The following is a 25252-nucleotide window of genomic DNA, read 5'->3' as shown; positions in this document are numbered from 1 at the left end:
CTATATTTGCACCCGCAAACGGATAAGCGTATAGTTTAAAAGTGAGCAAAGTTCATTAAAATAGGGTTTAGAATATATTATTAAAGGGTTAAAAAATAAGTTAAAAAAAGCTTGTTTACAACAAATTAAAGTGAGTATATTTGCAGTCCAAATTTTACAGAGTAGTTCATTGATTTAGTCGGGTTTACAAATTAGAAAAAAACTTCAAAAAAGTTTTTGTCAGAATAAAAATAGTTTGTAGGTTTGCATCCGCTTAGCGAAAGCGGTAAAATTTAAGAAATTTTGGAAAGGTTATTAAAAAGCCAGTTAGTTCGATTCTAGCGTTTCTACAAGAAGTTGATTGAGATTTTGGTTGAGAGATATCAAGTATTAAGATTAACAAAGTTCATTGAAAATATTGAAATTGACAGCGTAATTAAAGAGTAGAATTACCACGATCTAATTAGTTAGATTAAAAAAATTCTTTTGAAACTTATTCATTCATAATATTAAAGATTATACAATGAAGAGTTTGATCCTGGCTCAGGATGAACGCTAGCGGCAGGCTTAACACATGCAAGTCGAGGGGTAACAGGGGAGCTTGCTTCCGCTGACGACCGGCGAACGGGTGCGTAACGCGTATAGAATCTGCCTTGTACAGGAGGATAGCCTTTAGAAATGAAGATTAATACTCCATAATACTGATATGTGGCATCACACTTTAGTTAAACATTTATGGGTACAAGATGACTATGCGTCCTATTAGCTAGATGGTAAGGTAACGGCTTACCATGGCAACGATAGGTAGGGGGTCTGAGAGGATTATCCCCCACACTGGTACTGAGACACGGACCAGACTCCTACGGGAGGCAGCAGTGAGGAATATTGGTCAATGGAGGCAACTCTGAACCAGCCATGCCGCGTGCAGGAAGACTGCCCTATGGGTTGTAAACTGCTTTTATACAGGAAGAAACAGATCTACGTGTAGGTCACTTGACGGTACTGTAAGAATAAGCACCGGCTAACTCCGTGCCAGCAGCCGCGGTAATACGGAGGGTGCAAGCGTTATCCGGAATCATTGGGTTTAAAGGGTCCGCAGGCGGTCAATTAAGTCAGAGGTGAAATCCCATAGCTTAACTATGGAACTGCCTTTGATACTGGTTGACTTGAGTTATACGGAAGTAGATAGAATGTGTAGTGTAGCGGTGAAATGCATAGATATTACACAGAATACCGATTGCGAAGGCAGTCTACTACGTATATACTGACGCTCATGGACGAAAGCGTGGGGAGCGAACAGGATTAGATACCCTGGTAGTCCACGCCGTAAACGATGGACACTAGTTGTTGGGATTTATCTCAGTGACTAAGCGAAAGTGATAAGTGTCCCACCTGGGGAGTACGATCGCAAGATTGAAACTCAAAGGAATTGACGGGGGCCCGCACAAGCGGTGGAGCATGTGGTTTAATTCGATGATACGCGAGGAACCTTACCAGGGCTTAAATGTGGTCTGACAGCTTTAGAGATAGAGTTTTCTTCGGACAGATCACAAGGTGCTGCATGGTTGTCGTCAGCTCGTGCCGTGAGGTGTCAGGTTAAGTCCTATAACGAGCGCAACCCCTATCGTTAGTTGCAAACAGGTAAAGCTGTGGACTCTAGCGAGACTGCCGGTGCAAACCGTGAGGAAGGTGGGGATGACGTCAAATCATCACGGCCCTTACGTCCTGGGCTACACACGTGCTACAATGGTATGGACAATGAGCAGCCACTATGCGAATAGGAGCGAATCTATAAACCATATCACAGTTCGGATCGGAGTCTGCAACTCGACTCCGTGAAGCTGGAATCGCTAGTAATCGGATATCAGCCATGATCCGGTGAATACGTTCCCGGGCCTTGTACACACCGCCCGTCAAGCCATGGAAGCTGGGGGTGCCTGAAGTCGGTTACCGCAAGGAACTGCCTAGGGTAAAACTGGTAACTAGGGCTAAGTCGTAACAAGGTAGCCGTACCGGAAGGTGCGGCTGGAACACCTCCTTTCTAGAGAAAGATGGTGAGTTACAAAAGAGGTATATTTTGCTCTTTGCTGTTAATTTTATAATACACTAATATATAGCTATTCTAGTCTCGTAGCTCAGCTGGTTAGAGCGCTACACTGATAATGTAGAGGTCGGCAGTTCGAGTCTGCCCGGGACTACAAAAAAGAAGAGGGTTATTTATTAGGAAGGAAATTCTGGAAGTTAGAGAATTCAACATTCATAATTGAGGATTCAAGTTCTGAATTTCAAAAATGGGGGATTAGCTCAGCTGGCTAGAGCGCTTGCCTTGCACGCAAGAGGTCATCGGTTCGACTCCGATATTCTCCACAATCAGATATAAGTCTGAAAACGTTCATTGACATATTGGTAAAAATGATATCGTAAAGAATCAAGATAGAGAAGTTAGATTACGATCTAACAACAATATTTTTATAAAAATAAAGAATTATAAAGAGCTCGTTGTAGTAGAGATACTACAGCAAAAAGTACAATAAGCTAAATAAGGGCGTATGGCGGATGCCTAGGCTTTCAGAGGCGATGAAGGACGCGATAAGCTGCGATAAGTTACGGGGAGTGGCACACACATTATGATCCGTAAATTTCCGAATGGGGCAACCCGGCATGTTGAAGACATGTCACCTATTTATAGGAGCAAACCCGGAGAACTGAAACATCTAAGTACCCGGAGGAAGAGAAAACAATAGTGATTCCGTTAGTAGCGGCGAGCGAACGCGGATTAGCCCAAACCAATGCTGTTACGGCAGTATTGGGGTTGTAGGGCTGCGACATTAGAATCTAAGTGAACTAGAATCGTTTGGAAAGACGAACCAAAGAGAGTGATAGTCTCGTATAGGTAAGCGAAGAAGATATAGCAGTACCCTGAGTAGTGCGGGACACGAGTAATCCTGTATGAATCTACCGGGACCATCCGGTAAGGCTAAATACTCCTGAAAGACCGATAGTGAACTAGTACCGTGAGGGAAAGGTGAAAAGAACCCTAAGTAAGGGAGTGAAATAGAACCTGAAACCGTACGCCTACAAGCGGTCGGAGCACATTTACTGTGTGACGGCGTGCCTTTTGCATAATGAGCCTACGAGTTACTGTTGCTAGCAAGGTTAAGGATTTAAGGTCCGGAGCCGAAGCGAAAGCGAGTCTGAATAGGGCGACCATAGTTAGTAGTAGTAGACGCGAAACCGAGTGATCTACCCATGGGCAGGTTGAAGCTGTGGTAACACACAGTGGATGGACCGAACCAGTTGACGTTGAAAAGTCTTTGGATGACCTGTGGGTAGGGGTGAAAGGCCAATCAAACTCGGAAATAGCTCGTACTCCCCGAAATGCATTTAGGTGCAGCGTTGAGCAAAAGTTTTATAGAGGTAGAGCTACTGATTGGATGCGGGGGCTTCACCGCCTACCAATTCCTGACAAACTCCGAATGCTATAAAATGTTACTCAGCAGTGAGGGCATGGGTGCTAAGGTCCATGTCCGAGAGGGAAAGAACCCAGACCATCAGCTAAGGTCCCCAAATATATGTTAAGTTGAAAAAACGAGGTGAAACTGCTTAGACAGCTAGGATGTTGGCTTGGAAGCAGCCATTCATTTAAAGAGTGCGTAACAGCTCACTAGTCGAGCGGTTTTGCATGGATAATAATCGGGCATAAACATATTACCGAAGCTATGGATTTTATACTAGATATAAAGTGGTAGGGGAGCATTCTATTTGCGCAGAAGGTGTACTGTAAGGTATGCTGGAGCGGATAGAAAAGAAAATGTAGGCATAAGTAACGATAAAGGGGGCGAGAAACCCCCTCACCGAAAGACTAAGGTTTCCTCAGCGATGCTAATCAGCTGAGGGTTAGTCGGGACCTAAGGCGAATCCGAAGGGAGTAGTCGATGGCCAACAGGTTAATATTCCTGTACTTCTTATAATTGCGATGGGGTGACGGAGTAATGAAAGCACCGCGAACTGACGGAATAGTTCGTTGAAACATGTAGGTATTAGACTTTTAGGTAAATCCGCTAGTCTAGCTGAAGTGTGATAGTACAACAAGTCTTCGGATGCGTTGATAGTGTGCCTAAGGGCTTCCAAGAAAAACCTCTAAGCTTCAGATTATGAGAACCCGTACCGTAAACCGACACAGGTAGTTGGGATGAGAATTCTAAGGTGCTCGAGAGATTCATGGCTAAGGAACTAGGCAAAATAGACCTGTAACTTCGGGAGAAAGGTCGCCAGCAGCAATGCTGGCCGCAGTGAAAAGATCCAGGCGACTGTTTATCAAAAACACAGGGCTTTGCTAAATTGAAAGATGATGTATAAGGCCTGACACCTGCCCGGTGCTGGAAGGTTAAGTGGAGGGTTTAGCTTCGGCGAAGATCTAAAATGAAGCCCCAGTAAACGGCGGCCGTAACTATAACGGTCCTAAGGTAGCGAAATTCCTTGTCGGGTAAGTTCCGACCTGCACGAATGGTGCAACGATCTGGATACTGTCTCAGCCATGAGCTCGGTGAAATTGTAGTATCGGTGAAGATGCCGATTACCCGCAGCGGGACGAAAAGACCCCGTGAACCTTTACTATAGCTTCGTATTGACTTTGGATAAGTAATGTGTAGGATAGGTGGGAGATAATGAAGCGGCGTCGCTAGGCGTTGTGGAATCATCCTTGAAATACCACCCTTTGCTTATCTAGAGCCTAACTCAGTGATGAGAACAGTGCGTGGTGGGTAGTTTGACTGGGGTGGTCGCCTCCAAAAGAGTAACGGAGGCTTCTAAAGGTTCCCTCAGCACGCTTGGTAACCGTGCGTAGAGTGCAATGGCATAAGGGAGCTTGACTGAGAGACATACAGGTCGATCAGGTACGAAAGTAGAGCATAGTGATCCGGTGGTTCCGCATGGAAGGGCCATCGCTCAAAGGATAAAAGGTACTCCGGGGATAACAGGCTAATCTCCCCCAAGAGCTCACATCGACGGGGGGGTTTGGCACCTCGATGTCGGCTCGTCACATCCTGGGGCTGGAGAAGGTCCCAAGGGTTGGGCTGTTCGCCCATTAAAGTGGCACGCGAGCTGGGTTCAGAACGTCGTGAGACAGTTCGGTCTCTATCTGCTGTGGGCGTTAGAAATTTGAGTGGATTTGACTTTAGTACGAGAGGACCGAGTTGAACTGACCTCTAGTGTACCTGTTGTCACGCCAGTGGCACTGCAGGGTAGCTACGTCGGGAAGGGATAAGCGCTGAAAGCATATAAGCGCGAAACCCACCACAAGATGAGATTTCTTTAAAGGGTCGTGGGAGATTACCACGTTGATAGGCTATAGGTGTAAGTGCAGTAATGTATGTAGCCAAGTAGTACTAATAACCCATAGGCTTATGTACGTATCCCGACCTTCGGGTCGGGACAAACTCTTTGAAACTTTACAATATTATATTTATCAATATGTTAACTTATACAGTTGAAATATACTGAAACAATTTAAGGTGATTATTGCAATGGGGCTCACCTCTTACCATTCCGAACAGAGAAGTTAAGCCCATTAGCGCCGATGGTACTGCCACAGGTGGGAGAGTAGGTCGTTGCCTTTCTTTAACCGTTCTTTAGTAAAATAAAGAACGGTTTTTTTTTGCCCTTTACTTTTATCTAAATGTACTACACTTAACAAAATACTTACTTATAAGTTAGATCCTGTAATAAATGACAATAATGCTATTAGAACATAGCAAATCTGATTAATAATAGCTATCATTATGACGCTATATGTAGTGAATCGGTAAATATATAATGTGTTAATTAACTAGTTGCTTATTTTAAATGATAGATTAAATAGAAAAATTAAAAAAGTGTATTAATATCTATTTAATGAGACTTATGGCTTTTGCTAACAATATATGCAAGCTGTATATTCCAACTAATTGTTTAACTATATGTTTGTATGACTATATAAATACTTATTGTATAGTTTATCTTTTATGATAATGAATGATTTTTACTATTCAAGTGCAAGCTATCAACCTAAAATTTTTAATATAGAATGTATTAATAAATTAATATGATATTCACTAAATTATTACATAATTATAAAGTTTCACTAGTAATTTTAGTTAATACCTTATAGAATTATGTGTACAGATTTTAAGTAAATATTATAATTATTACATATTGACCTATCTTTTATTTTGATTTGTCAATTAGTGTATATCTTGGAGTCTTAATTTGTTTAATTGATTATTAAAAGCGATTACAATAGTTCTTTATCACATCATAAATTGACCATCTTATTATACTTAGTGTTCTTGCTTATTTGTTGTATATATATAAAGTGTAGACCAATTTAAAAGCATAATGTTACTTTATAAGTATCTTTTATATATTATCTATTTATTTTAAAAGGCTCCTTACAATGATGTTATAGGTCTCTAAAAGTGAATAATCATACTAGTAATATTATTTCTTTTATTAATTTTAGAGTATTGCTGTTATAGGATATATTATTTACTATGTAAAGTGTAATATAGTGATGTTAGGAATGACATTATTAACTAGTGATGGAAGTTTCTAATATAAAAAAGCTTGCATTATGCAAGCTTTTTTCTTTAATCCCCTAAAAAAAATCCGAAGCTTTCGCTTCGGATATGCGGAGAAAGAGGGATTCGAACCCCCGGTCCTGTTACAGACAACGGTTTTCAAGACCGCCGCATTCGACCACTCTGCCATTTCTCCTTAATGACTCATTCAGTATTCCCTGAATGCGGGTGCAAATATAGAACCTTTTTTTATTTCTAAAAAACTTTTTAGACCTTTTTTTTACTTAAAAAAAACTTTTTTTTAATAGCATTATTTAATCGTTTTATTATGAATTAGTTATAGTTTATGTTTTCCTGAAAATATTTTTGATGTTTTTATTTATCTGTATAGTTTAAATTTTAAATATTTTATTTTGATGAATATATTGAATTATTAAGTACAATTATTGTTGTTTAATTAGTGGTATATTAATAAATAATTTTACTTTCGTTCTCTAAATTATTAAGCATGTTTAATTCATTTGGAAATATTTTAAAGTTAACCACCTTTGGTGAATCACATGGTACTGCTATTGGAGGTGTAATTGATGGTTTTCCTGCTGGAATAAAAGTAGATTTTAAAGCTATTCAAAATGAATTGGATAGACGGAAACCAGGGCAGTCTAAAATTGTAACTCAACGCAAAGAACCAGATAATGTTGAGTTTTTGTCAGGTATTTTCGAAGGAATTACAACAGGAGCTTCTATCGGTTTTGTAATCAAAAATACGAATCAAAAGAGTAAAGATTACAATCATAATACGAATGTTTACCGTCCTTCTCATGCTGATTATACGTATGATAAGAAGTATGGAGTTAGAGATTATAGAGGAGGAGGAAGAACTTCTGCAAGAGAAACAGCAAATTGGGTGGTTGCTGGTGCATTAGCCAAACAATTAATAGCTCATATTGATATTAATGCTTTTACATCTTCTGTTGGTGATATTTTTATGGTCAAACCCTATCAAGATCTTGATTTTTCTAAAACAGAAAGCAATATAGTTCGTTGTCCTGATGATGAAACAGCTGACCAAATGATTGATAAAATCCAGCAAATAAGAAAACAAGGAGATACAATTGGAGGGACAATAACCTGTGTAGCCCAGAATATACCTGTTGGTTTAGGTGAACCGATTTTTCATAAACTACATGCAGAGTTAGGCAAAGCAATGCTCTCTATTAATGCAGTTAAGGGATTTGAGTTTGGTAGTGGATTTTGTGGTGCAAAAATGCAAGGTTCTGAACATAATGATGTTTTTAATGTAGATGGAACTACACAGTCAAATTTATCTGGAGGAATCCAAGGCGGCATATCAAATGGAATGGATATTTATTTTAGAGTAGCTTTTAAACCTGTCGCTACTATTATGCAAAACCAAGTAACTATTAATGCTGATGGAGAAGCAGCGGAAATACATGGAAAGGGAAGGCATGATCCTTGTGTTGTGCCCAGAGCTGTGCCTATTGTAGAAGCTTTAACAGCTATGGTATTAGCTGATTTTTGGTTACTTAATAAAACTAGAAAAGTGAAATAAATAGTCGTATGACTTTTACCATATAACTGTTATCATATTTATATAAATATAGTTTTGAACCTCCGAGAGTAGCAACTCTCGGAGATTTTTGTTTTTATAAACGCTGTTTTTTAATTTTTTTATTGATTTACTTATATAATATTATAATAGTCTCCTCTTTTTAATTCGTAAAGCTAACTTTATCAGTTTATTAATGCATTTTTTTTATGTTGATTTTAAATCTTTAGTTAATAATTTCTTTAGATTATAATAGATTCAATAAAAAGTTAACGTGCCAATTTAGCTTATTTTTTATACTTTGTAAGTGAAGCTAATTAATTATTTTCTGTCATCTGTAGATGAAATGTTGTTTTTTATCTAAAAAAATTTGACTTATAGTTTACTAGTGTTTGTTTTAGTGTTGTAATAATTTAAAAAAGGATGTACTAAAAAGCCAGTATAATTTTTTAAAATATTGCATAAACAAACAATTTTAACCCTTCAAAATTCTAAAAATGAAACAAAAAGTTAAAGCACTTTTAGTGCTACTTATTTTTGTTACATCTAGTTTGATGTACGCTAATTCTGAAATAAACGTCAATTACTTCTCTAAAAAAATCCGGCAATCTCATATAGATGATACTATTAAAGAGGCAAATACACACCCTTTACTATCAAAAGAGCTTTGGAACAAACTATTTCCATACCGATTTGGTTCTAAAGACATTGGAGATGGTGAATGGGTACTAGACCCTAAAGATGATTTCTATACCTATTCGTCTTTTATAGAGGCTATAGATAGAATGTCAAAAATCAAGGTTATTTTCGATCGACGCTGCGGAACCAACGCATACAAAATTACACGAATCGATAAAACTACAGGAGAAGCGAAGTTGATAAGAATTGACGTAGATTATAATGCTCCTCGAAATTCAGATCTAGAAGTCGTTTCAGAAGAAGTAGATTATGGGGCTTTTCTGGAGGAAGGTGATACGGAAACTAGGAAAAGAGAATTAGCAGCTTTTTTTGCAAATATATCACACGAGACTACTGGTGGTTGGGCTACGGCGCCAGGAGGTAGGTTTTCTTGGGGTTTACACTTTAGAGAAGAGCCTACCGATGCACCTTATGCCTATCCAGATACAAATTATCCTCCAACCCCTGGTAAATCGTATAAAGGAAGAGGACCTATTCAATTGTCTTATAACTATAATTATGGTCCGGCAAGTGAGTTTATTTTTGGGGATAAACAAGTTCTACTCGATAATCCCGATCTAGTTATTCAAGATGCAGCTCTGGCTTTTCAAACAGCAATTTGGTTTTGGATGACGCCGCAATACCCAAAACCTTCTGCACATAATGTAATTACCAATAAGTGGGTTCCTAACGACTTGGATACAACTAAAAATAGAGTACCTGGATTGGGAATGACGGTAAATATTATAAATGGAGGGGTAGAATGTGGTCAAGGTACAGAAAAACCTCAGGTAATTGATAGAATTGGATATTACGAACGTTATACCGGGATATTTAATATCGGAACGGATATGGACGGTGTTAATGATTTGTCGGATTGTGGGTGTAAAGATATGAGTAAATATGGTGGAGATGCTGCAGATTTGACGGCGGAGCCTTGTGCTCAAAAACCTGCTATTACATTTACAACCCCTATAAACAATCAGGTTATTCAACAAAATTCTTTCACCACAGTTGGTGTAAATTTAGAGATTGATGAGAAGAATTCGGTATTAACTAAGGTTACTACTCAGATAGGAGGGCAGTCGTATAATGGTACCTCTTTTTCATGGACGCCAAACGCTTATAAAACGTATACGTTGCTTGCTACTGCGACGTTTCAAAATGGGGCTACAGCTACAAATTCTATTAAGGTTATTATTTGGGATGGAGTAAATTTGGACTGTACGGATATTCCGGAGTGGAGTGCTACTCGAATTTATGATAAACCAAACAATTATGTAAAGTATAACAATACAATCTATAGAAATAAATGGTACGCGGCTAATGGTTTGAAACCAGATGAAAATGGCGTTTGGGAACAAATTAAAGTTTGTACGGATAATCCAGGGGAGTCTCCTGTAGTCACTTGGATAAAACCAACTAGCAATCAAGTTTTTGAAACGGAAGAACTTCAACCAATTGCTATCGAAGCCTCTGCAATAGATAATGATGGGAATGTTCAGTCTTTTTCTTTTCAATACAAAGGAACGACTATCGCAGCGGTTAAAAATGGCGATACCTATTCTGCTAATTTTACGCCTTCTGAATTTGGGGTACATACCATAGCGGCAATCGCTACGGATAATACCAATAGAACAACTACAAAAATTGTTTCTTTTGTAGTAAAAAAAGTAGGAGGAAATACGCCACCAACGATACGTATTGTTACTCCTATTGATGGAGAAGAAATAGTGCAAAGACAATTGTCGGCTATTGAATTGATTGCTAACGTAGCGGATGACGATGTCTTAGACACTGTAGAATTCCGAGTGAATAGTCAACTTATTAATGTTAGTGCTAGTGGGGATAATTTGTATTCGGCTTCTTGGCTTCCCTCATCGTTTGGTACGTTTACCTTGGAGGTTCGTGCTGTGGATAGTGATGGTGAAAGTAGTACTGGAACATCTAGTTTTAGCATAAAAGAACAAACTACAGATTCGCCATGTGATGGCATTCCTGATTGGGTTGCAAAGGTATATGCAGCATCTGGAACGAAGGTGGTGCATAATGGAGCCGTTTATCGAAATAAATGGTATGCATCAAGTTCTGAAGAACCAGGAAAAGCAGGCGTTTGGGGTTTTATAGAAGCTTGTGATGGCGGTAGCAATGATTTTTGTGGTTCTCCTGCTTGGGTAGCTACAAAAATATACAATAGTGGAGACAGGGTATATTATGATAATAATATTCATGAAGCGAAATGGTGGACACAAAATAACATACCAGGTGCATCAAATGAGTGGAAAACCGTTGCACCTTGTGCACAGTCATCTCGTACAATGTTTCAAACGAAGGCGTATCCAAATATTGTTCAGGAGCAAATACATTTTTCTGTGAGGATAGATCAAAAATCCCCTTTGAAAATTGAGTTGTATGATCATTCTGGTAGAATGGTTAAGTTACTGGTAGATACGAATATTGCCAAGGGAACCCATCAGTTTCATCAAAATGTTTCCGACTTAAAAAGTGGCATATATTTCTGTAAAATCTATACAGAGGGAAGTATGCACACCAAAAAACTAATCAAAGAATAATTAGAAATAAAAGATTCTGAGAAAGAATTCATAATTCTAACTAACTAACAAAACAACAACTTATGAAAAAAATAGTAATACTTTTTTATTTTTTATTTTTGAGTATACTTGTAAATGCTCAATACCAATTCCCAGACTGCAGTCCGGCTTGGGATGCTTCCAATGCCCCATATAGGCAAGGGGATAAAGTGTCTCATAATGGACTAAATTATACTGCAAAGTGGTATACTAATGCTGCTCCTGGAGATTCTTCCTGGCAAAATGAAGGCGCCTGCGGCGATGGTGGTCTAGGGCCAGATTATGCTGGTAAGCAACGTATCATTGGGTATTTACCAACTTGGATACCAGATTACGATATCACCAATAATTTTAATCCGGAGGTAGTAACGAATATCAATGTTTCTTTTTTAATGTTCAAGAGAAATAATAACGATTACAATAGTAATGATTTTGGTTCGATAGCCTTTGATGACTTCCAGTTGCATAAGGTAGATTCTGTTTTAACAGATTGTAAAGTATTGGAAAAGTCAAAAGCTAAAAATGTGAAGGTTTCCGTAGCACTGGGTGGTGCCACAGATTTTGCATTTTTATGGCTAATGACCAAATACCATAACAATGACCAAAAGTTAGAAGAAATTGCAGATTTATTGGTCAACTATGTTAATGAACGCCAATTGGATGGTATCGATTTGGACTTAGAGTGCTGGTGGGCGGATCCATCTATTGCAGGTACTTCGGATCAAGGAGGTAGAGTAAGAGGAAGTAAGTGGGGCGATCAAGACCAAGGCCCGCACCCTGCTGCAATTGGAATGACGAATTTGAGTAGGAAGTTACGTCAAAAAATGCCAAATAAACTAATTACAGCGGCCGTTTTTGGTACTTCCTGGTATGGTAATAATTACGATGCGGATGTTGCAGAATATCTGGATTGGATTGGTTTAATGACTTATGACTTTACAGGTTCATGGGATGATTCTCCAATAGGTCCACACTCTTCTTTATATAAAGTTCCGTTGAATACTTATACAGGGCAGAGTGCAGATAACCCAATATATTCGGCGCAAGATGCTTTAGAATATTGGTTAGGTATTGCACCAGCAACCTGGAATCACGATGGTGGCTTTGGCATAAAAAAAGCAAAACTAGTGATTGGAGTTCCTATGTATGGCTATGATTTCTCCGAAGGTAAACCGAATGGAGGGAATGGAGCTAAGTTTGTACCGTATAGAAATATTATTGAGGAAGCTCCGAACGCAGCAACGAGCTACGATGCAAAAGACCCTAATGGATTGGGGGGGCACGTTACTTTAAATGGCACAAATATTTACTTTGATACGCCTAAGCAAGCAGGGGAGAAGATTAAGTATACTAAAGATTATGGACATCAAGGAGTGATTATTTGGGAATTGACTCAGGATGTAGATTATAATTCTTCGTCTAGTATACTTAGGGCAATTAATGAGGCTGCTGGTAATTCTGATCCAATTAACTCTGCCCCTAAAGTAACTTGGGTAGCACCTACAAGTGGTGAAGTAATTGAACAAGAGACATTATCAGAAATTACCTTAACCGCAACTGCAACGGATAGCGATGGTTCGGTTACTTCGTTCCGTTTTGTGTATATGGGAGAGGAGATTTCTGCTACGAAATCTGGAGCAGAGTATTCTGCTAATTTTACCCCGAGTGCTTTTGGAGAGGTAGAGGTATCTGCAGTAGCCGTAGATAATGAAAATGCAACTTCTACTAGTGTACTTTCTTTTACAGTGAAAAGGAAGTCGAATGACCCAGACCCTAATACCCCTCCAGTTATTGCCTCTGTAAAACCAGCTAATGGAAGCGAAATAGAGAAAGCTTCTTTATCGAGTATTACACTTAAGGCGACAGTAACGGATGATAAATCCGTAGAAACAGTTCAGTTTTATGTAGATAATATGCTTGTTACACCGGTTACCCAAGGAATAAACGATACATACGAAGCAGTTTGGACTCCAGGAAATTTTGGAAGCTTCACACTTAAAGTGGTTGCTACGGATGGAGATGGGGGTACTACCACTAGCACGTCTACTTTTTCCGTAAAAGAAGAAGCTGCAGGTAATATATGCGACAATATAACGCCTTGGGAGGTAAGAGTTTATGCTGTCGCTGGATCGGAAGTAAAGTATAATGGTGCTATTTATAAAAATAAATGGTATGCTTCTCGTTCAGAAAGACCAGGAAGTAGTGATGTATGGGATTATGTACAGTCTTGTACAGGTGGAGATGTAACCTATTGTGGTTCTAAAGAATGGATGCCAAGTAAGGTATATAACACTGGGGACAAGGTGTATTATAATGAAAGTATATTTAGAGCGAGATGGTGGACAAGAAGTAATACGCCAGAGAGTTCTAATGTATGGGAATTTATTTCTGCATGTACAGAGAGTAGAGCCAATAATGCAATGCATAATCTAGCATATCCAACATTGGTAAAGGATGAGATTACCATTAGTATGGAGATGAAAAGGAAGTCAAATGTTACTATAGAATTATACAATCTTTCAGGACAATTAATTAGAGTTTTTGTAAAAGAGAATAATTTTAAAGGAGTGAAAGCATTACAGAGTGATGTTTCGGATTTAGAAAGGGGCATTTATATATATAAAATTAAGGTGAATGGGCAAGCGGTCACCAAAAAACTTATACTTACAAAGTAAGTACTAATGTTGATTTTTGAAGCGGTATTTTTAAATACCGCTTTTTTTGTGTCTATAAATAACTATATTTCGTAGAAATTGGAATAATGAACTATTATAAAGAACTCCTAGATATATTGAACGGCAACTGGGAAAAAGATATAGAATTAAAAAGAGGTGAATATTTAGTAAATGAAGGAGAGGTGCATACCAATTTATATTACGTAGAAGAGGGTAGTATGCGGGTTTTTATCTATGATGAAGTAGAGGAGCATACGATTCGTTTTGGGTATCCAAATTCTTTAATTACAGCTTTGGATAGTTTCTTAACAAAGCAACCTACTAATTTTTTTATCCAAGCAATAAAGAAATGTAAGTTGAAATGTATTTCGAAAAGTTCGTATGATAATTTGCTGCGATCGGATCCAAATTATACTGCTCTTTGGTTGAAAATGATGGAAGTTTTTGTGTACCAACAGATAGAAAGAGAAATAGATTTACTTACTTTTTCTCCTACAAAGCGTTTTGAAAGACTTTTTCGAAGAAGTCCCCAAGTTTTCCAGGAAATACCACAGAAATATATCGCATCTTATCTTCGAATGACTCCAGAAACCTTGTCTCGAATACTAAAAAATATTGATTAGAATCAAGATGTATGTTTTTATAAATTCAGAGCTTTGAGGAAAATATAAAGATGGTTGTAGATAAGAATACTTTATTGGCTGAATTGGAGGAGATGACAAATGCACATATCCAATATGCAAAGTCACTTCAGGAGGTTTCTGACGAAAAATTACAGTGGAGAAGTTCTAAGAAATCTTGGTCGATATTAGAATGTTTGGAGCATTTAAATAGGTATGCCTTATTTTATAATATGGAAATAAGAAAGCGAATAACAGCAGCAAAAGATGTTAAAGAGAAGCGGTTTATTTCAGGTTGCTTAGGAAATAGGTTTGCTGTAGATATGCTTCCGAAAGAAAAAATGAAGAAGATACGTACGTTTAAAAGTAAGAATCCTATAAACGCTGGGATCCATAAGACAGAGGTATTGTCTAACTTTATAGCCTTACAAGAGGAATTGTTAGTTCTTTTAATCCTTGCGAAGGAAAAGGATATTACTGCGATTAAAACGAATATTACGCTACCGTTTATAAAGTTTCGTTTAGGGGACACTTTTCGATTTGTAATTTATCATAACGAAAGACACATTACGCAAGCAAAAGGTATCCTGTATAAAAAATCCAGTCAATAATTACTGACTGGATTCTTATATGTATTACTTATTTTATTAAGCCAGCATGGTCACTGGGTTTTCCAAGTATGTTTTCAATGTTTGTAAAAACTGAGCACCAACAGCACCATCCACGGTTCTGTGGTCACATGCTAAGGTTAATTTCATAGTATTTCCAACTACTATTTGGCCATTTTTAACAACTGGTTTTTCTACTATCGCACCTACAGATAAGATCGCAGAATTTGGTTGGTTTATAATAGAAGTAAAGCTTTCAATACCAAACATCCCTAGATTAGAAACGGTAAAGGTACTTCCTTGCATTTCTTCTAAAGATAATTTTTTGTTTCTAGCGCGAGTTGCTAAATCACGAACTTGGATATCAATTTCGTTAATGTTCATATGATCTGCATGCTTTAAAACTGGTACTACTAATCCATCAGGTACTGCAACGGCAACCCCAACATGAATTTGTTTGTGGAATAAAGTAGCACTATCACTCCAAGAAGTATTTACTTGTGGATGTCTTCTTAAGGCCATAGCACAAGCTTTTACTACCATATCATTAAAGGATACTTTCGTATCTGGCATTTGATTTATAATCTTTCTAGATGCTATAGCATTATCCATGTCTACTTCAATATTTAAGTAGAAATGTGGTGCGTTGAATTTAGAATTAGATAAAGATTTAGCAATTGCTTTTCGCATTTGTGAGTTCGTAACCTCTTCGGTACTCTCACCAGCAATGGCAAACGAAGTAACTGTTGCTGAAGTAGAAGTTTTTGGAGCTGAACTATTCGCTTTAGTTTCTACCTTTACAGAAGGAGTATAATTCTCTACATCCTTTTTAATAATACGGCCATTTTCACCAGAACCTTTAATTTCTGCCAAGTTTATCCCCTTGTCTTTCGCAATTTTTTTCGCTAGAGGAGATGCAAAAATACGTCCACCTTTAGAAGAGTTACTAGAATTCTCCATTGTAGAGGTCTCAACATTTGAAGAAACACTGGAAGTATTTGTCGTTTCTTTTACCTCTTCTTTTTTGTCAGAAGCAGTACTCGTTGAAGTTAAGTTCCCAGCTTCGTTTGCTTTTATTAATGCAGAAACATCAGTTCCTTCATCACCAATAATAGCAAGTAAACTGTCAACAGGAGCACTATCACCTTCTTGAACACCAATATGCAATAAGGTACCATCTTGAAATGATTCAAACTCCATAGTAGCTTTATCTGTTTCAATTTCAGCTAAAATATCACCTTCTTCTATTTTATCTCCAACATTTTTTAACCAAGTAGCAACTGTACCATCTGTCATAGTATCACTTAAACGAGGCATGGTTACTACCTTTACATTATCAGGGATTGAAACAGCAACGGTATTAGATGTATCTTCCGTTTTAGAAACTTCTTTTTTTTGGGTTTCAGAGGCAGGAGCTGAATTGTTATTTAATAGTGCAGAGAAATCTTCACCTTCGTCACCAATAATAGCTAGTAAGCTGTCTACTGGAGTTGCTTCGCCTTCTTGAACACCAATGTGTAATAAAGTTCCTTCATGAAAAGATTCGAATTCCATAGTAGCTTTATCTGTTTCGATTTCAGCTAAAATATCACCTTCTTCTACTTTATCACCAACACTTTTTAACCACTGAGCAACAACACCCTCTTCCATGGTGTCGCTTAAACGAGGCATATTTATTATTGTAGCCATATTTTAATGAGTTTTTGTTGGATTTATTATTTTATAAAAGGGTAATCTTCTTGTTCGTATACCATATCATGTAATTGATTCAATTCAGGATATGGAGATTCTTCAGCAAATTTTTCACATTCACTAACAGATTCTTTTACTTCTTTTTTAATTGCTTCTATCTCTTCATCAGAAGCATATTTATTCTTTTTAATAACATCAAGAACTTGAGTAATAGGATCTATTTTTTTGTATTCTTCAACTTCATCTTTCGTTCGATAATGTTGAGCATCAGACATTGAATGACCTCTATATCGATATGTTTTCATTTCTAAAAAAGTAGGGCCGTCTCCTCTACGAGCTCTTTGAATAGCTTCATCTACAGCTTCAGCAACTTTTATAGGGTTCATTCCGTCTACTGGTTCACATGGCATTTCGTATCCTAAACCTAGTTTCCAAATATCAGTATGATTTGCAGTTCTTTCAACAGAAGTCCCCATTGCATATCCATTGTTTTCAACAATAAATACTACTGGTAGTTTCCAATTCATAGCCATGTTAAATGTTTCATGTAATGAACCCTGACGAGCAGCACCATCACCAAAATAACATAAAGTTACTGCGTCACTTCCTTTATATTTATCACCAAAAGCAAGTCCAGCACCTAAAGGAATTTGACCACCAACAATACCATGACCTCCATAAAAACGATATTTTTTAGAGAAAATGTGCATAGATCCTCCCATTCCATGAGAGGTACCTGTGGCTTTACCATATAATTCGGCCATAACTCTTTTTGGATCTTCCCCCATACCTATTGGTTGAACATGATTACGATAAGCAGTAATCATTTTATCTTTGGTTAAATCCATTGCATGCAATGCTCCTGCTAAAACAGCCTCTTGACCGTTATATAAGTGTAAAAAACCTCTTACTTTTTGTTGAATATAAACTGCTGCCAATTTATCTTCAAACTTTCTCCAAAATAACATGTCTCTATACCAGTTGATATAGGTCTCTTTGGTGATTTCTTTCATTATATATTAGTTGTTTATTTTGTTTGTTCGTTTTACTTGTTGTAAAAAATTCTGCCTACAAAAGTAGTAGTTTTTAGTAATTTAAAAAAAGGTTCTGGCTAAAAGTTAGCTTAAGTACCCATAAGAATAAAAACTATACTTTTTATTCTTTTTCTTTGGCTATAATAATTGTTGCTTTTGCACCTGTTGCAAGGTTCCATTCATTTGATGAAATTAACATTCCAGAATCATTATAAATTTTAAAAGCTGCAGTGTTACGGACCAGAAGTACCTTGATTTAACGCAAGGATTTTTATGATATTTACGCCCTCTTCTAAAGGGATATTAAACGATTGGAAACGTTGTTTAAGAGTAAGGTTTGAAATAACAGGTATATCATTAATATATATGGTTACTTTATCTCCATCGGGATATTGGTAATCTCTACAAATAATATTAACATTTTTTGCTTTTGTACTAAAACTTCCTAAATCTTGATCTATCACTGGGTATTGAAATTGGCCATTTATTTTTTTAAAAGCCTTTAAATACTGTTCTTCTGCTATTTTAGCTTTGGTAAGAATTCCCTTATTCATATAGGCATCAGCGACCTGTTTTCTTTTTTGTTCTTTTTGTTGTTTTTTATGCGCAGTTTTAAAGCCATGATCGTTTTTAAAATCTAAAGCTTTTGGTTTTTTTATATTCTTTGCAGAAACATTAAAATTTCCTAAAGAAGACTTTCCTTTATCTTTCCCATTTGTAGAATTGTCTAATTGACCATAACTTGAAGAAGAGATAGTAAGAAATAAAGCGAAAAAAATAAATCTAATAGTATATGACATAATAGAGTATATCTAAGCAAATATAATACCGATTTTAAAACGTCTATCTAAATAAAGCGTTAAAAGTTATTATTTTATGGGGAAATCAAAATAAGTATGAGGAAATGGTTCATTACGTAAAGTAAAGTGCCACCATTCATTTTTATAGGGTCTAAAGCCAAATTTCTTCATACTTTCTTGTAATAAAGATCTATTTTTCTTTTGCGTTTTAGTTAATTTTTGAAAGGTAATATGAGATGAAATTCCAAAAAAATCATACGGACTTCCCATGTCTAATTCTTTGCCTGTTGCAATATTAACAATTGTTAAATCTACTGAACTTCCTCTTGAATGTCCTGATTTAGTGGCAATATATCCAAGTTTAAATAAATGGCGTTTATTTACTTTAGGGTAATATTGTTGTTTCATTATAGTATCTTTCATTACTCTTGCCCATTTAACAAAATGGTTAACTGCGGTTTGAGGTCGGTAAGCATCAAATATTTTTAAGCTATATCCTTTTTTAGCTAATTCAGCTTGTACTTTTTTTAAAGCTTTTGCCGTAAGAGTAGAGGTAATTAAAACATCATCTATATAGCCATTTACAGGAGTCCCAACAAAGTTATTATGGTTGCAATAACGAAGTTCTCGTTGTATAGTTGGATCTATATCTTTAACATATGAAAAACCATCAGGTAAATTTTGCGACTGTAGTATTAAAGTTGAGAGTAAAAAAAAAGAAAAAATCCATTTCATGGTGTAAAAATAGTAAAAAAAGAAACACTTATATTTTATAAATATTAGGTTTTAATAAATTTATTAAAAGCTTAAAAAGCTGCGCATAGTTTTATTTGATAGGCTGTTGAAAGTTTTTTTACACTTTTTTGACATTTCATTTGCAAACTTGATTGGGGGTTAGAGGTATATTCGAACAAACATTAATAATTAAGTAGTATGAATAAAATGAAAAACAAAATTTTGATGATAATAGCTCTAGGAGCAATTGTTGTTTTTAGTGGTTATACTAATAGAGAATCAGAAAGAAAAAAAAATGAAAGCAGTAAAGTGTTTGAGGGGAATTTTATGAATTTGTTTGTTACGCATGGCCATTGTAGTACCCCTTTTAGTAGTACCGTAAATAATTTAGAGATTCTTTTATTTAAAAGAAAAAACCAAGGTAACCCTCTTGAAAATATGAAGCTTTCTTTTGCGTTAGACCCTGAGTCGTTTAAAGTTTGTTCAAAAGAAGTTGATGTGAATAAGACAATTAAAAAGCCAGGCGTATTTATAAATGAAAAAAAAGAGCAAATTACTTTTACATCTACGGATGTTTTTACAATGGGAATAGACTGGTATCAAGTTAATGGAATCATGTCGATAAGAGGAGTAGAAAGAGAGGTTAAATTATTTGTTTCAGGAATTAGAAGCACAACTGAAATCTATCCTAGTTTTTTAATTTTAGAAGGCAGAGTAAATTTATTTGATTGGGGAATTGATTATGATAAAGTTGTTACAGGAATATCAAGTACTACTTCTACAAAATGGATGCACTTTAATATGAAAATAAGAGTATCGTAATATCTAGTTTTAAAATAAAAAAGCCAAAGCTCCTCAGCTTTGGCTTGTAAACTAATAAAACCAAGTATTAGTGTCATTTAGCGTTAGCTAGCAAAAATGAACTAATGTTTTTAGTATGAACTATATTTTAATGTAAACTAATAACCTTTGTCATTGTCCATTTATTATTTTCTTTTTTCCAAACTGCTATAAATTTACTGGGTACAGATTTAACAGTTGGCTCTTTTTTGTTAAAAAACGTATGGTATCCAATTTCAATAGCACCGTAATCTTTAATAGGATACACTTCTATGCTACCTTTAATTAAAGTACGTTTTACTTTGTTACAGATATTTTTTTTGATAGATTTTATTATTTCTTTTTTAGATGTTGATAATCCTCCTTTGTCATGAAAAAATTCAATATCGTTACTCAATATATCACTTTGAGTTTTAAGATCACACTTATTATAGGCAGTAAAATAAGTAGCGTCCATTTTTACAATTTGATTGTATAAATTGATGTCAGAAGATTTATATTTTGGAATTTCATGAGTTTGCGCTCCCGTAAACCATGAAATTAATAAGGTATATAATAACGTTAAAAGCTTCATGAAAAAATTACCTTTAAAAAAGAAATCGAAAAAAGAGTCCATAATTATTTTTTTAATAGTTAGTTAGCAGTTACCAAGTTTTAAAGGCTAGTGTACCTTCTTCATTATAAATTCTTCGGAAACCTTTTGGTATATCTCTTAAAGTATTATTAGATATTGTAATATTTCCAGTATATCCATCATTACAATCAATATTTAAAATTAACTTTTCAATCATTCCGTTCTTATCATACTTTGGATTGATAATATCAATATCTATATCTTTTTTGTTTTTAAACCAAAGAACTAGTTTCTTTAGTTCATTTTTAGTAGTGTTTTTACTTATTATAAATTCAGATTTTATATCATTGATGGTACTGTCAAATAAAAAGCTAACATCTTCATTGTTATCAGACTCCCAATTATCATTATCATCTTCAAAATCATCATCAATTCCGTTTTCTTTTTCACAATCTGTACAATCTAAGCCTTTCAAAGTCATTTTAAAGTGATGGTTAGACATATTTCTATCATAGATATTATCAATATTGTCAATGTGATATAGAAAGTTACGTGATGATGCTTCAAAATATATGGTTGTACCTTCTGGTATAAATAAAGTAGCTTTTATCTCTTCGTCTTTCCAGATGTTTTTATAGTTGCTTAAAAAGAATGCATCGAAAACAATTACATTATTTGCTGATTTAAAGTTATACACTATTTCTTCAGCATTTTTATTAGCTTTATTACGTTTTCTTCCTTCTGAAGTTTTTTTAATCTCAATATATGCACTGCCAGTCTCACTTTTTTTAACGTCAATGTTTACATCGTTCGAGTATTTCATTTCTTTATCATCAATAGTTACACTGATACCATTGTTTCTATTGCGTAAATTATGTTGATAATAAATATTATCATCGTTTATAACTCTAATTTTTAAAGGATTATTTTGGTTATAATTGATGCTATGTTTGTTAACATTCACTCCATTATATGCTCTAGATGTTCCGTATTCTATAGCAGAAAAACCAACTCCTAAAAGTGCTATAAGCCAAAGACCTAGTAAAGTTAGTACAGCTGTTGTACTTAGTTTTTTTATGTTTGGAGATAAAATTCTTAATCCTAAAATAAACAATACTATAAATGGAACTCCAACTAAAATAAACAATAAAACGGCTAACAACCATTTAGGTATTGATGAATCGTAAAAAAATGGCGGATAATGAATAAAGTCGTTATCAATACTTAACATTTCTATACTGCTTACTGAAAATACTCCTAAGAGTAATGATATAATGGTAACTCCAGCTATAAATATTAATAGAACACCCATGAATTTTCCAAAAACTTTAAAAACAGCTAATAAAATTTTACCCATCGTGTCAATAAAATCTTGAAACCCTGATTTAGTTTGTGCACGAATTTTATCATAGTCAGCACTTGAAATTTTATCAGAAAGTTCACTGGCGCCATCTTTTAGTTTAGTTGAGATGTTCCCAAACTCGTTACGAATCTTTTTTTCAATATTATCAATATTGACAGCTTCGCCTTCCATTTGTAATTTTTCAGCTGTTGTTTTAGCTTCAGGCAATAAAATCCATAATATTATATATACTAGAGGAGAAAATCCACTGGCTAATAGTAAAATAAAAGCTAGTCGTACCCATATAGCATCAATACCAATAAAATGACCGAGCCCAGCACAAACACCACCTAAAAATTTATCATTACTATCTCTAAATAATTTTTTAGAAGTATTTTTTCTTCGTTTAGTATATGTTGTATTTTCATTATATGCTTCTTCAGCTTCTGCATAATCTTCAGGTTGTCCCATGATACCAATGATATCTTCTATATCACCTTCATTTACAACTTGACGGGCATCTGTAATTTTTTCAGATAATAGTTCACTAATACGTGATTCAATATCTGCTATAATTTCATCTTTTCCTTGAGGGTCGTCGCTTAAAGAGCGAGAAATCGCTTCTAAATAACGGTTTAATTTTTGATAAGCAGTCTCATCTATATGGAAGAAGAACCCGCCTAAATTTATGTTTATAGTCTTATTCATTTTTAGTTGATTTTGTGCTTGTTACTTGGTTTACTGCGTTTACTAAATTGTTCCAGGTTTTATCTAATTCTTTTAAGAATAATTGTCCGTTTTCTGTAAGGACATAATACTTTCTCGGTGGTCCAGATGTTGATTCTTCCCATCTGTAAGTTAATAATCCAGCATTTTTCAGCCTAGTTAATAATGGGTATATTGTACCCTCAACCACAATCATTTCTGCACTTTTTAAGGTTGAAAGAATTTCTGATGTATATGCATCTCCATTCTGTAAAATAGATAGTATGCAATATTCTAACACACCTTTACGCATTTGAGCTTTTGTGTTTTCTATCTTCATTGAGCGTTGTTTAAGTGGTTATTTAATAAATTTTATTGTGAAAGGGTACTTATACATTTCCCCTTTGTTCGCTTTCATTGCTGCTATAATAATTAAGGCAATTTTAATTAAGCTAACAATACTTACTAATGAAGCTATACCTAAAAAACTAAATATCCCTCCGTATGAATGGTGTCCTCCGAAATCAATATCTACTCCGTTAAAAATATCTAGAAAACTTCCAAAGAAAAAAGAAAAGAAAGAAGCGCTTAATATAAAAATATACAAACCAAAACTAATATTAAAGTTTACAGCTTCTTTACCATTTTCGTCTAAGAATGTACTTCTGTCTTTTAAAGTTTGCCATACAATTAATGGAGTTATAATACTTCCCAAAGGAAATAAATAGCCAGCAAAAGCTGAAATATGTATTAAAAAAGCATTGGTATTTTCGTTGTTATGTTGCATAATAATAAAATTATATAATACTTGACTATGCAAATATATGTCTTTTAAAAGGTATTATGCAATACATAGTACTGTATTTAACTTTTTTTTAACATTTTTAAAAATGTTATTTTCTCCTTATTTTAAATATTAAAACACTAATTTCGCCGTCCTTTATGAAATTTGGCCAAGTTTCTGGATCGGTTATATTTATCTACTACGTTTTTATTAAGCACAATATTTTGGATAAAATCATATTTTTTATCCGTCAAACACATTAATACATATTTAAAAATGAATACAATAAAAATATATGTTGTAATGGTGGCTACCATTATAATGAAAAGCTACGCTCAAAACGTACATATAATTAACATTCCCGATGCAAATTTTAAACAGCATTTGTTACAATCTTCGGTAAATCGAAATGGTGACAATGAAATTGATAGTAGCGAGGCAAACAATTTTGTTAATTTGGATATTCCATATCTCAATATTAGATCACTTGAAGGTATCGAGGAATTTTCAAATTTAAAACATATAGATTTTTCTGGAAATAATGTTCGAGTTATAGATTTTTCTAGGAATCAAAAATTAGAATCATTAATTGCCGATAATAATGCTCTTGTATATCTTGAAGTAAGGTACAACGATAAGTTAAAGCACCTTTCTTGTCATGGAAATCAGCTTCAGTTATTAAGGCTACCAACTTCTGGTAAATTAAAGTATTTAAAGGCTAGTAGTAATCTTTTAACTTTCTTAGATATCTCACAAGTTCCTGAGTTAGATGCTATTCATGTTTCAAATAATAATTTAGTAGGTTTGAATACTTCTAGTAATATAAATTTAATTGAAATAATTTGTGATAATAATAGGATATCTTCCCTTGATACTAGCACGAATAATATTTTAACCCGTTTGAATTGTAGTAATAATAGGATATCTTCATTAGATATTAGATCTAATAGTAAACTTAAGGTTTTAAACTGTGAAAATAATGAGCTTAGATTTTTGATGATATATTATTTAGGTGGATCAGGGTTTAGTTTACAAACTTTAAATGCTACATCTAATAGACTTCTTGATAAAATATATACTAATGATTTAGAGGATGCATTAAGAGCCAAAAGTCGTCGTTTTTTTTTAGTTGATGAACATTCAAGGTTTGTAAGTTATAATGTTGAAAGAAAAATAGTTAGTAAAAAAAAGACTGATGTTTTTCCTTTAAACGTCGATTTAATTATGTCTACAAATGAAATTAGCTATCAGTCTGAAGATGGTATTAGCTCGTTAGATATAGAGATATTTAGTTTAAATGGAGTTAAACTTGTTAAGAAAACTAAGTTGACTAATAGAGATACAATAAATTATAACTCACTAACTCCAGGAGTATACATTGTTTTACTTTATGTTGATACTAAAAAAATTAGTAAGTTAGTTAAGATTGGTACTATTGAAAGTTGTCAATTAATTCGTATTGATTAAT

At 34.9% G+C, this 25252-nt stretch carries 15 protein-coding genes, 3 tRNA genes and 3 rRNA genes; 12 read left to right on the top strand and 9 right to left on the bottom strand.

Annotation, left to right across the window (positions count from 1 at the left end):
* Positions 1-499 precede the first annotated feature (499 nt).
* The 5 genes from ACMFBB_RS05945 (at position 500) to rrf (ending at position 5597) form a co-directional block, all read left to right on the top strand.
* A 16S ribosomal RNA gene (locus ACMFBB_RS05945) occupies positions 500-2020 on the top strand.
* Between the two features lie 83 nt (positions 2021-2103).
* Positions 2104-2177 (top strand) — tRNA-Ile (locus ACMFBB_RS05940).
* A gap of 95 nt (positions 2178-2272) precedes the next feature.
* Positions 2273-2346 (top strand) — tRNA-Ala (locus ACMFBB_RS05935).
* Positions 2347-2507: 161 nt separating this feature from the next.
* A 23S ribosomal RNA gene (locus tag ACMFBB_RS05930) occupies positions 2508-5390 on the top strand.
* A gap of 98 nt (positions 5391-5488) precedes the next feature.
* Positions 5489-5597 (top strand): 5S ribosomal RNA (rrf, locus tag ACMFBB_RS05925).
* The 16S, 23S and 5S rRNA genes sit together here with 2 tRNA genes alongside, the layout of an rRNA operon.
* Before the next feature lie 1050 nt (positions 5598-6647).
* Here the strand turns inward: rrf and ACMFBB_RS05920 are convergent.
* Positions 6648-6732: transfer RNA gene (locus tag ACMFBB_RS05920), tRNA-Ser, on the bottom strand.
* A gap of 312 nt (positions 6733-7044) precedes the next feature.
* Here ACMFBB_RS05920 and aroC point away from each other — a divergent pair.
* The 5 genes from aroC (at position 7045) to ACMFBB_RS05895 (ending at position 15281) form a co-directional block, all read left to right on the top strand.
* Positions 7045-8109 carry a chorismate synthase gene (gene aroC, locus ACMFBB_RS05915; RefSeq protein WP_435263541.1) on the top strand — a complete coding sequence of 355 codons (1065 nt, stop codon included), beginning with the start codon at positions 7045-7047 and terminating at the stop codon, positions 8107-8109.
* A gap of 494 nt (positions 8110-8603) precedes the next feature.
* Complete coding sequence (locus ACMFBB_RS05910) at positions 8604-11357, top strand: glycoside hydrolase family 19 protein (protein ID WP_435263540.1); 2754 nt, start codon at positions 8604-8606, stop codon at positions 11355-11357.
* 62 nt (positions 11358-11419) lie between these two features.
* Complete coding sequence (locus tag ACMFBB_RS05905) at positions 11420-14050, top strand: glycosyl hydrolase family 18 protein (protein ID WP_435263539.1); 2631 nt, start codon at positions 11420-11422, stop codon at positions 14048-14050.
* A gap of 86 nt (positions 14051-14136) precedes the next feature.
* Complete coding sequence (locus tag ACMFBB_RS05900) at positions 14137-14673, top strand: Crp/Fnr family transcriptional regulator (RefSeq protein ID WP_435263538.1); 537 nt, start codon at positions 14137-14139, stop codon at positions 14671-14673.
* Between the two features lie 50 nt (positions 14674-14723).
* The gene (locus ACMFBB_RS05895) at positions 14724-15281 is read left to right on the top strand and encodes a DinB family protein (RefSeq protein ID WP_435263537.1); all 558 of its coding nucleotides are present in this window, start codon (positions 14724-14726) and stop codon (positions 15279-15281) included.
* Positions 15282-15317: 36 nt separating this feature from the next.
* On the opposite strand, the gene ACMFBB_RS05890 is transcribed toward ACMFBB_RS05895, so the two are convergent.
* The 4 genes from ACMFBB_RS05890 to ACMFBB_RS05875 all read right to left on the bottom strand — a co-directional run bounded on the left by ACMFBB_RS05890 (position 15318) and on the right by ACMFBB_RS05875 (position 19539).
* The gene (locus ACMFBB_RS05890) at positions 15318-16967 is read right to left on the bottom strand and encodes a pyruvate dehydrogenase complex dihydrolipoamide acetyltransferase (RefSeq protein WP_435263536.1); all 1650 of its coding nucleotides are present in this window, start codon (positions 16965-16967) and stop codon (positions 15318-15320) included.
* Between the two features lie 26 nt (positions 16968-16993).
* Positions 16994-17983 (bottom strand): pyruvate dehydrogenase (acetyl-transferring) E1 component subunit alpha, encoded by a 990-nt coding sequence (pdhA, locus tag ACMFBB_RS05885; protein WP_435263535.1) that lies wholly within the window; start codon positions 17981-17983, stop codon positions 16994-16996.
* Positions 17984-18237: 254 nt separating this feature from the next.
* Positions 18238-18804, bottom strand: a complete 567-nt coding sequence (locus ACMFBB_RS05880; RefSeq protein ID WP_435263534.1) for a hypothetical protein — start codon at positions 18802-18804, stop codon at positions 18238-18240.
* A gap of 69 nt (positions 18805-18873) precedes the next feature.
* Positions 18874-19539, bottom strand: coding sequence for a M15 family metallopeptidase (locus ACMFBB_RS05875; protein ID WP_435263533.1), 666 nt, complete (start codon positions 19537-19539; stop codon positions 18874-18876).
* A gap of 207 nt (positions 19540-19746) precedes the next feature.
* Between ACMFBB_RS05875 and ACMFBB_RS05870 the strand changes: the two genes are divergently transcribed.
* Entirely contained in the window at positions 19747-20361 is a 615-nt protein-coding gene (locus tag ACMFBB_RS05870) for a YceI family protein (RefSeq protein WP_435263532.1), read from the top strand.
* A gap of 127 nt (positions 20362-20488) precedes the next feature.
* Here ACMFBB_RS05870 and ACMFBB_RS05865 read toward each other — a convergent pair whose 3' ends face one another.
* The 4 genes from ACMFBB_RS05865 to ACMFBB_RS05850 are packed head-to-tail and all read right to left on the bottom strand — an operon-like array spanning position 20489 to position 23787.
* Positions 20489-20995: a nuclear transport factor 2 family protein gene (locus ACMFBB_RS05865; RefSeq protein WP_435263531.1), complete on the bottom strand. Its 507-nt coding sequence runs from the start codon at positions 20993-20995 to the stop codon at positions 20489-20491.
* A gap of 28 nt (positions 20996-21023) precedes the next feature.
* The gene (locus tag ACMFBB_RS05860) at positions 21024-23003 is read right to left on the bottom strand and encodes a PspC domain-containing protein (protein ID WP_435263530.1); all 1980 of its coding nucleotides are present in this window, start codon (positions 23001-23003) and stop codon (positions 21024-21026) included.
* Entirely contained in the window at positions 22996-23340 is a 345-nt protein-coding gene (locus tag ACMFBB_RS05855) for a PadR family transcriptional regulator (RefSeq protein ID WP_093868721.1), read from the bottom strand. The genes ACMFBB_RS05860 and ACMFBB_RS05855 overlap by 8 nt, the downstream gene beginning before the upstream one ends.
* Positions 23341-23358: 18 nt before the next feature.
* The gene (locus ACMFBB_RS05850; RefSeq protein WP_435263529.1) at positions 23359-23787 is read right to left on the bottom strand and encodes a DUF4870 domain-containing protein; all 429 of its coding nucleotides are present in this window, start codon (positions 23785-23787) and stop codon (positions 23359-23361) included.
* Positions 23788-24060: 273 nt separating this feature from the next.
* Between ACMFBB_RS05850 and ACMFBB_RS05845 the strand changes: the two genes are divergently transcribed.
* Positions 24061-25251, top strand: coding sequence for a T9SS type A sorting domain-containing protein (locus ACMFBB_RS05845; protein WP_435263528.1), 1191 nt, complete (start codon positions 24061-24063; stop codon positions 25249-25251).
* Position 25252 lies beyond the last annotated feature (1 nt).

The organism is Tenacibaculum sp. nBUS_03 (assembly GCF_051201695.1).
GTDB lineage: Bacteria > Bacteroidota > Bacteroidia > Flavobacteriales > Flavobacteriaceae > Polaribacter.
This window is presented reverse-complemented; position numbering and strand designations above follow the sequence as displayed.

Excerpts from the sequence above, each read along its gene's own strand:
- aroC (WP_435263541.1), top strand. The coding sequence starts at position 7,045 with ATGTTTAATTCATTTGGAAATATTTTAAAGTTAACCACCTTTGGTGAA.
- ACMFBB_RS05910 (WP_435263540.1), top strand. The coding sequence starts at position 8,604 with ATGAAACAAAAAGTTAAAGCACTTTTAGTGCTACTTATTTTTGTTACA.
- ACMFBB_RS05905 (WP_435263539.1), top strand. The coding sequence starts at position 11,420 with ATGAAAAAAATAGTAATACTTTTTTATTTTTTATTTTTGAGTATACTT.
- ACMFBB_RS05900 (WP_435263538.1), top strand. The coding sequence starts at position 14,137 with ATGAACTATTATAAAGAACTCCTAGATATATTGAACGGCAACTGGGAA.
- ACMFBB_RS05895 (WP_435263537.1), top strand. The coding sequence starts at position 14,724 with ATGGTTGTAGATAAGAATACTTTATTGGCTGAATTGGAGGAGATGACA.
- ACMFBB_RS05890 (WP_435263536.1), bottom strand. The coding sequence starts at position 16,967 with ATGGCTACAATAATAAATATGCCTCGTTTAAGCGACACCATGGAAGAG.
- pdhA (WP_435263535.1), bottom strand. The coding sequence starts at position 17,983 with ATGAAAGAAATCACCAAAGAGACCTATATCAACTGGTATAGAGACATG.
- ACMFBB_RS05880 (WP_435263534.1), bottom strand. The coding sequence starts at position 18,804 with ATGTCATATACTATTAGATTTATTTTTTTCGCTTTATTTCTTACTATC.
- ACMFBB_RS05875 (WP_435263533.1), bottom strand. The coding sequence starts at position 19,539 with ATGAAATGGATTTTTTCTTTTTTTTTACTCTCAACTTTAATACTACAG.
- ACMFBB_RS05870 (WP_435263532.1), top strand. The coding sequence starts at position 19,747 with ATGAAAAACAAAATTTTGATGATAATAGCTCTAGGAGCAATTGTTGTT.
- ACMFBB_RS05865 (WP_435263531.1), bottom strand. The coding sequence starts at position 20,995 with ATGGACTCTTTTTTCGATTTCTTTTTTAAAGGTAATTTTTTCATGAAG.
- ACMFBB_RS05860 (WP_435263530.1), bottom strand. The coding sequence starts at position 23,003 with ATGAATAAGACTATAAACATAAATTTAGGCGGGTTCTTCTTCCATATA.
- ACMFBB_RS05855 (WP_093868721.1), bottom strand. The coding sequence starts at position 23,340 with ATGAAGATAGAAAACACAAAAGCTCAAATGCGTAAAGGTGTGTTAGAA.
- ACMFBB_RS05850 (WP_435263529.1), bottom strand. The coding sequence starts at position 23,787 with ATGCAACATAACAACGAAAATACCAATGCTTTTTTAATACATATTTCA.
- ACMFBB_RS05845 (WP_435263528.1), top strand. The coding sequence starts at position 24,061 with ATGAATACAATAAAAATATATGTTGTAATGGTGGCTACCATTATAATG.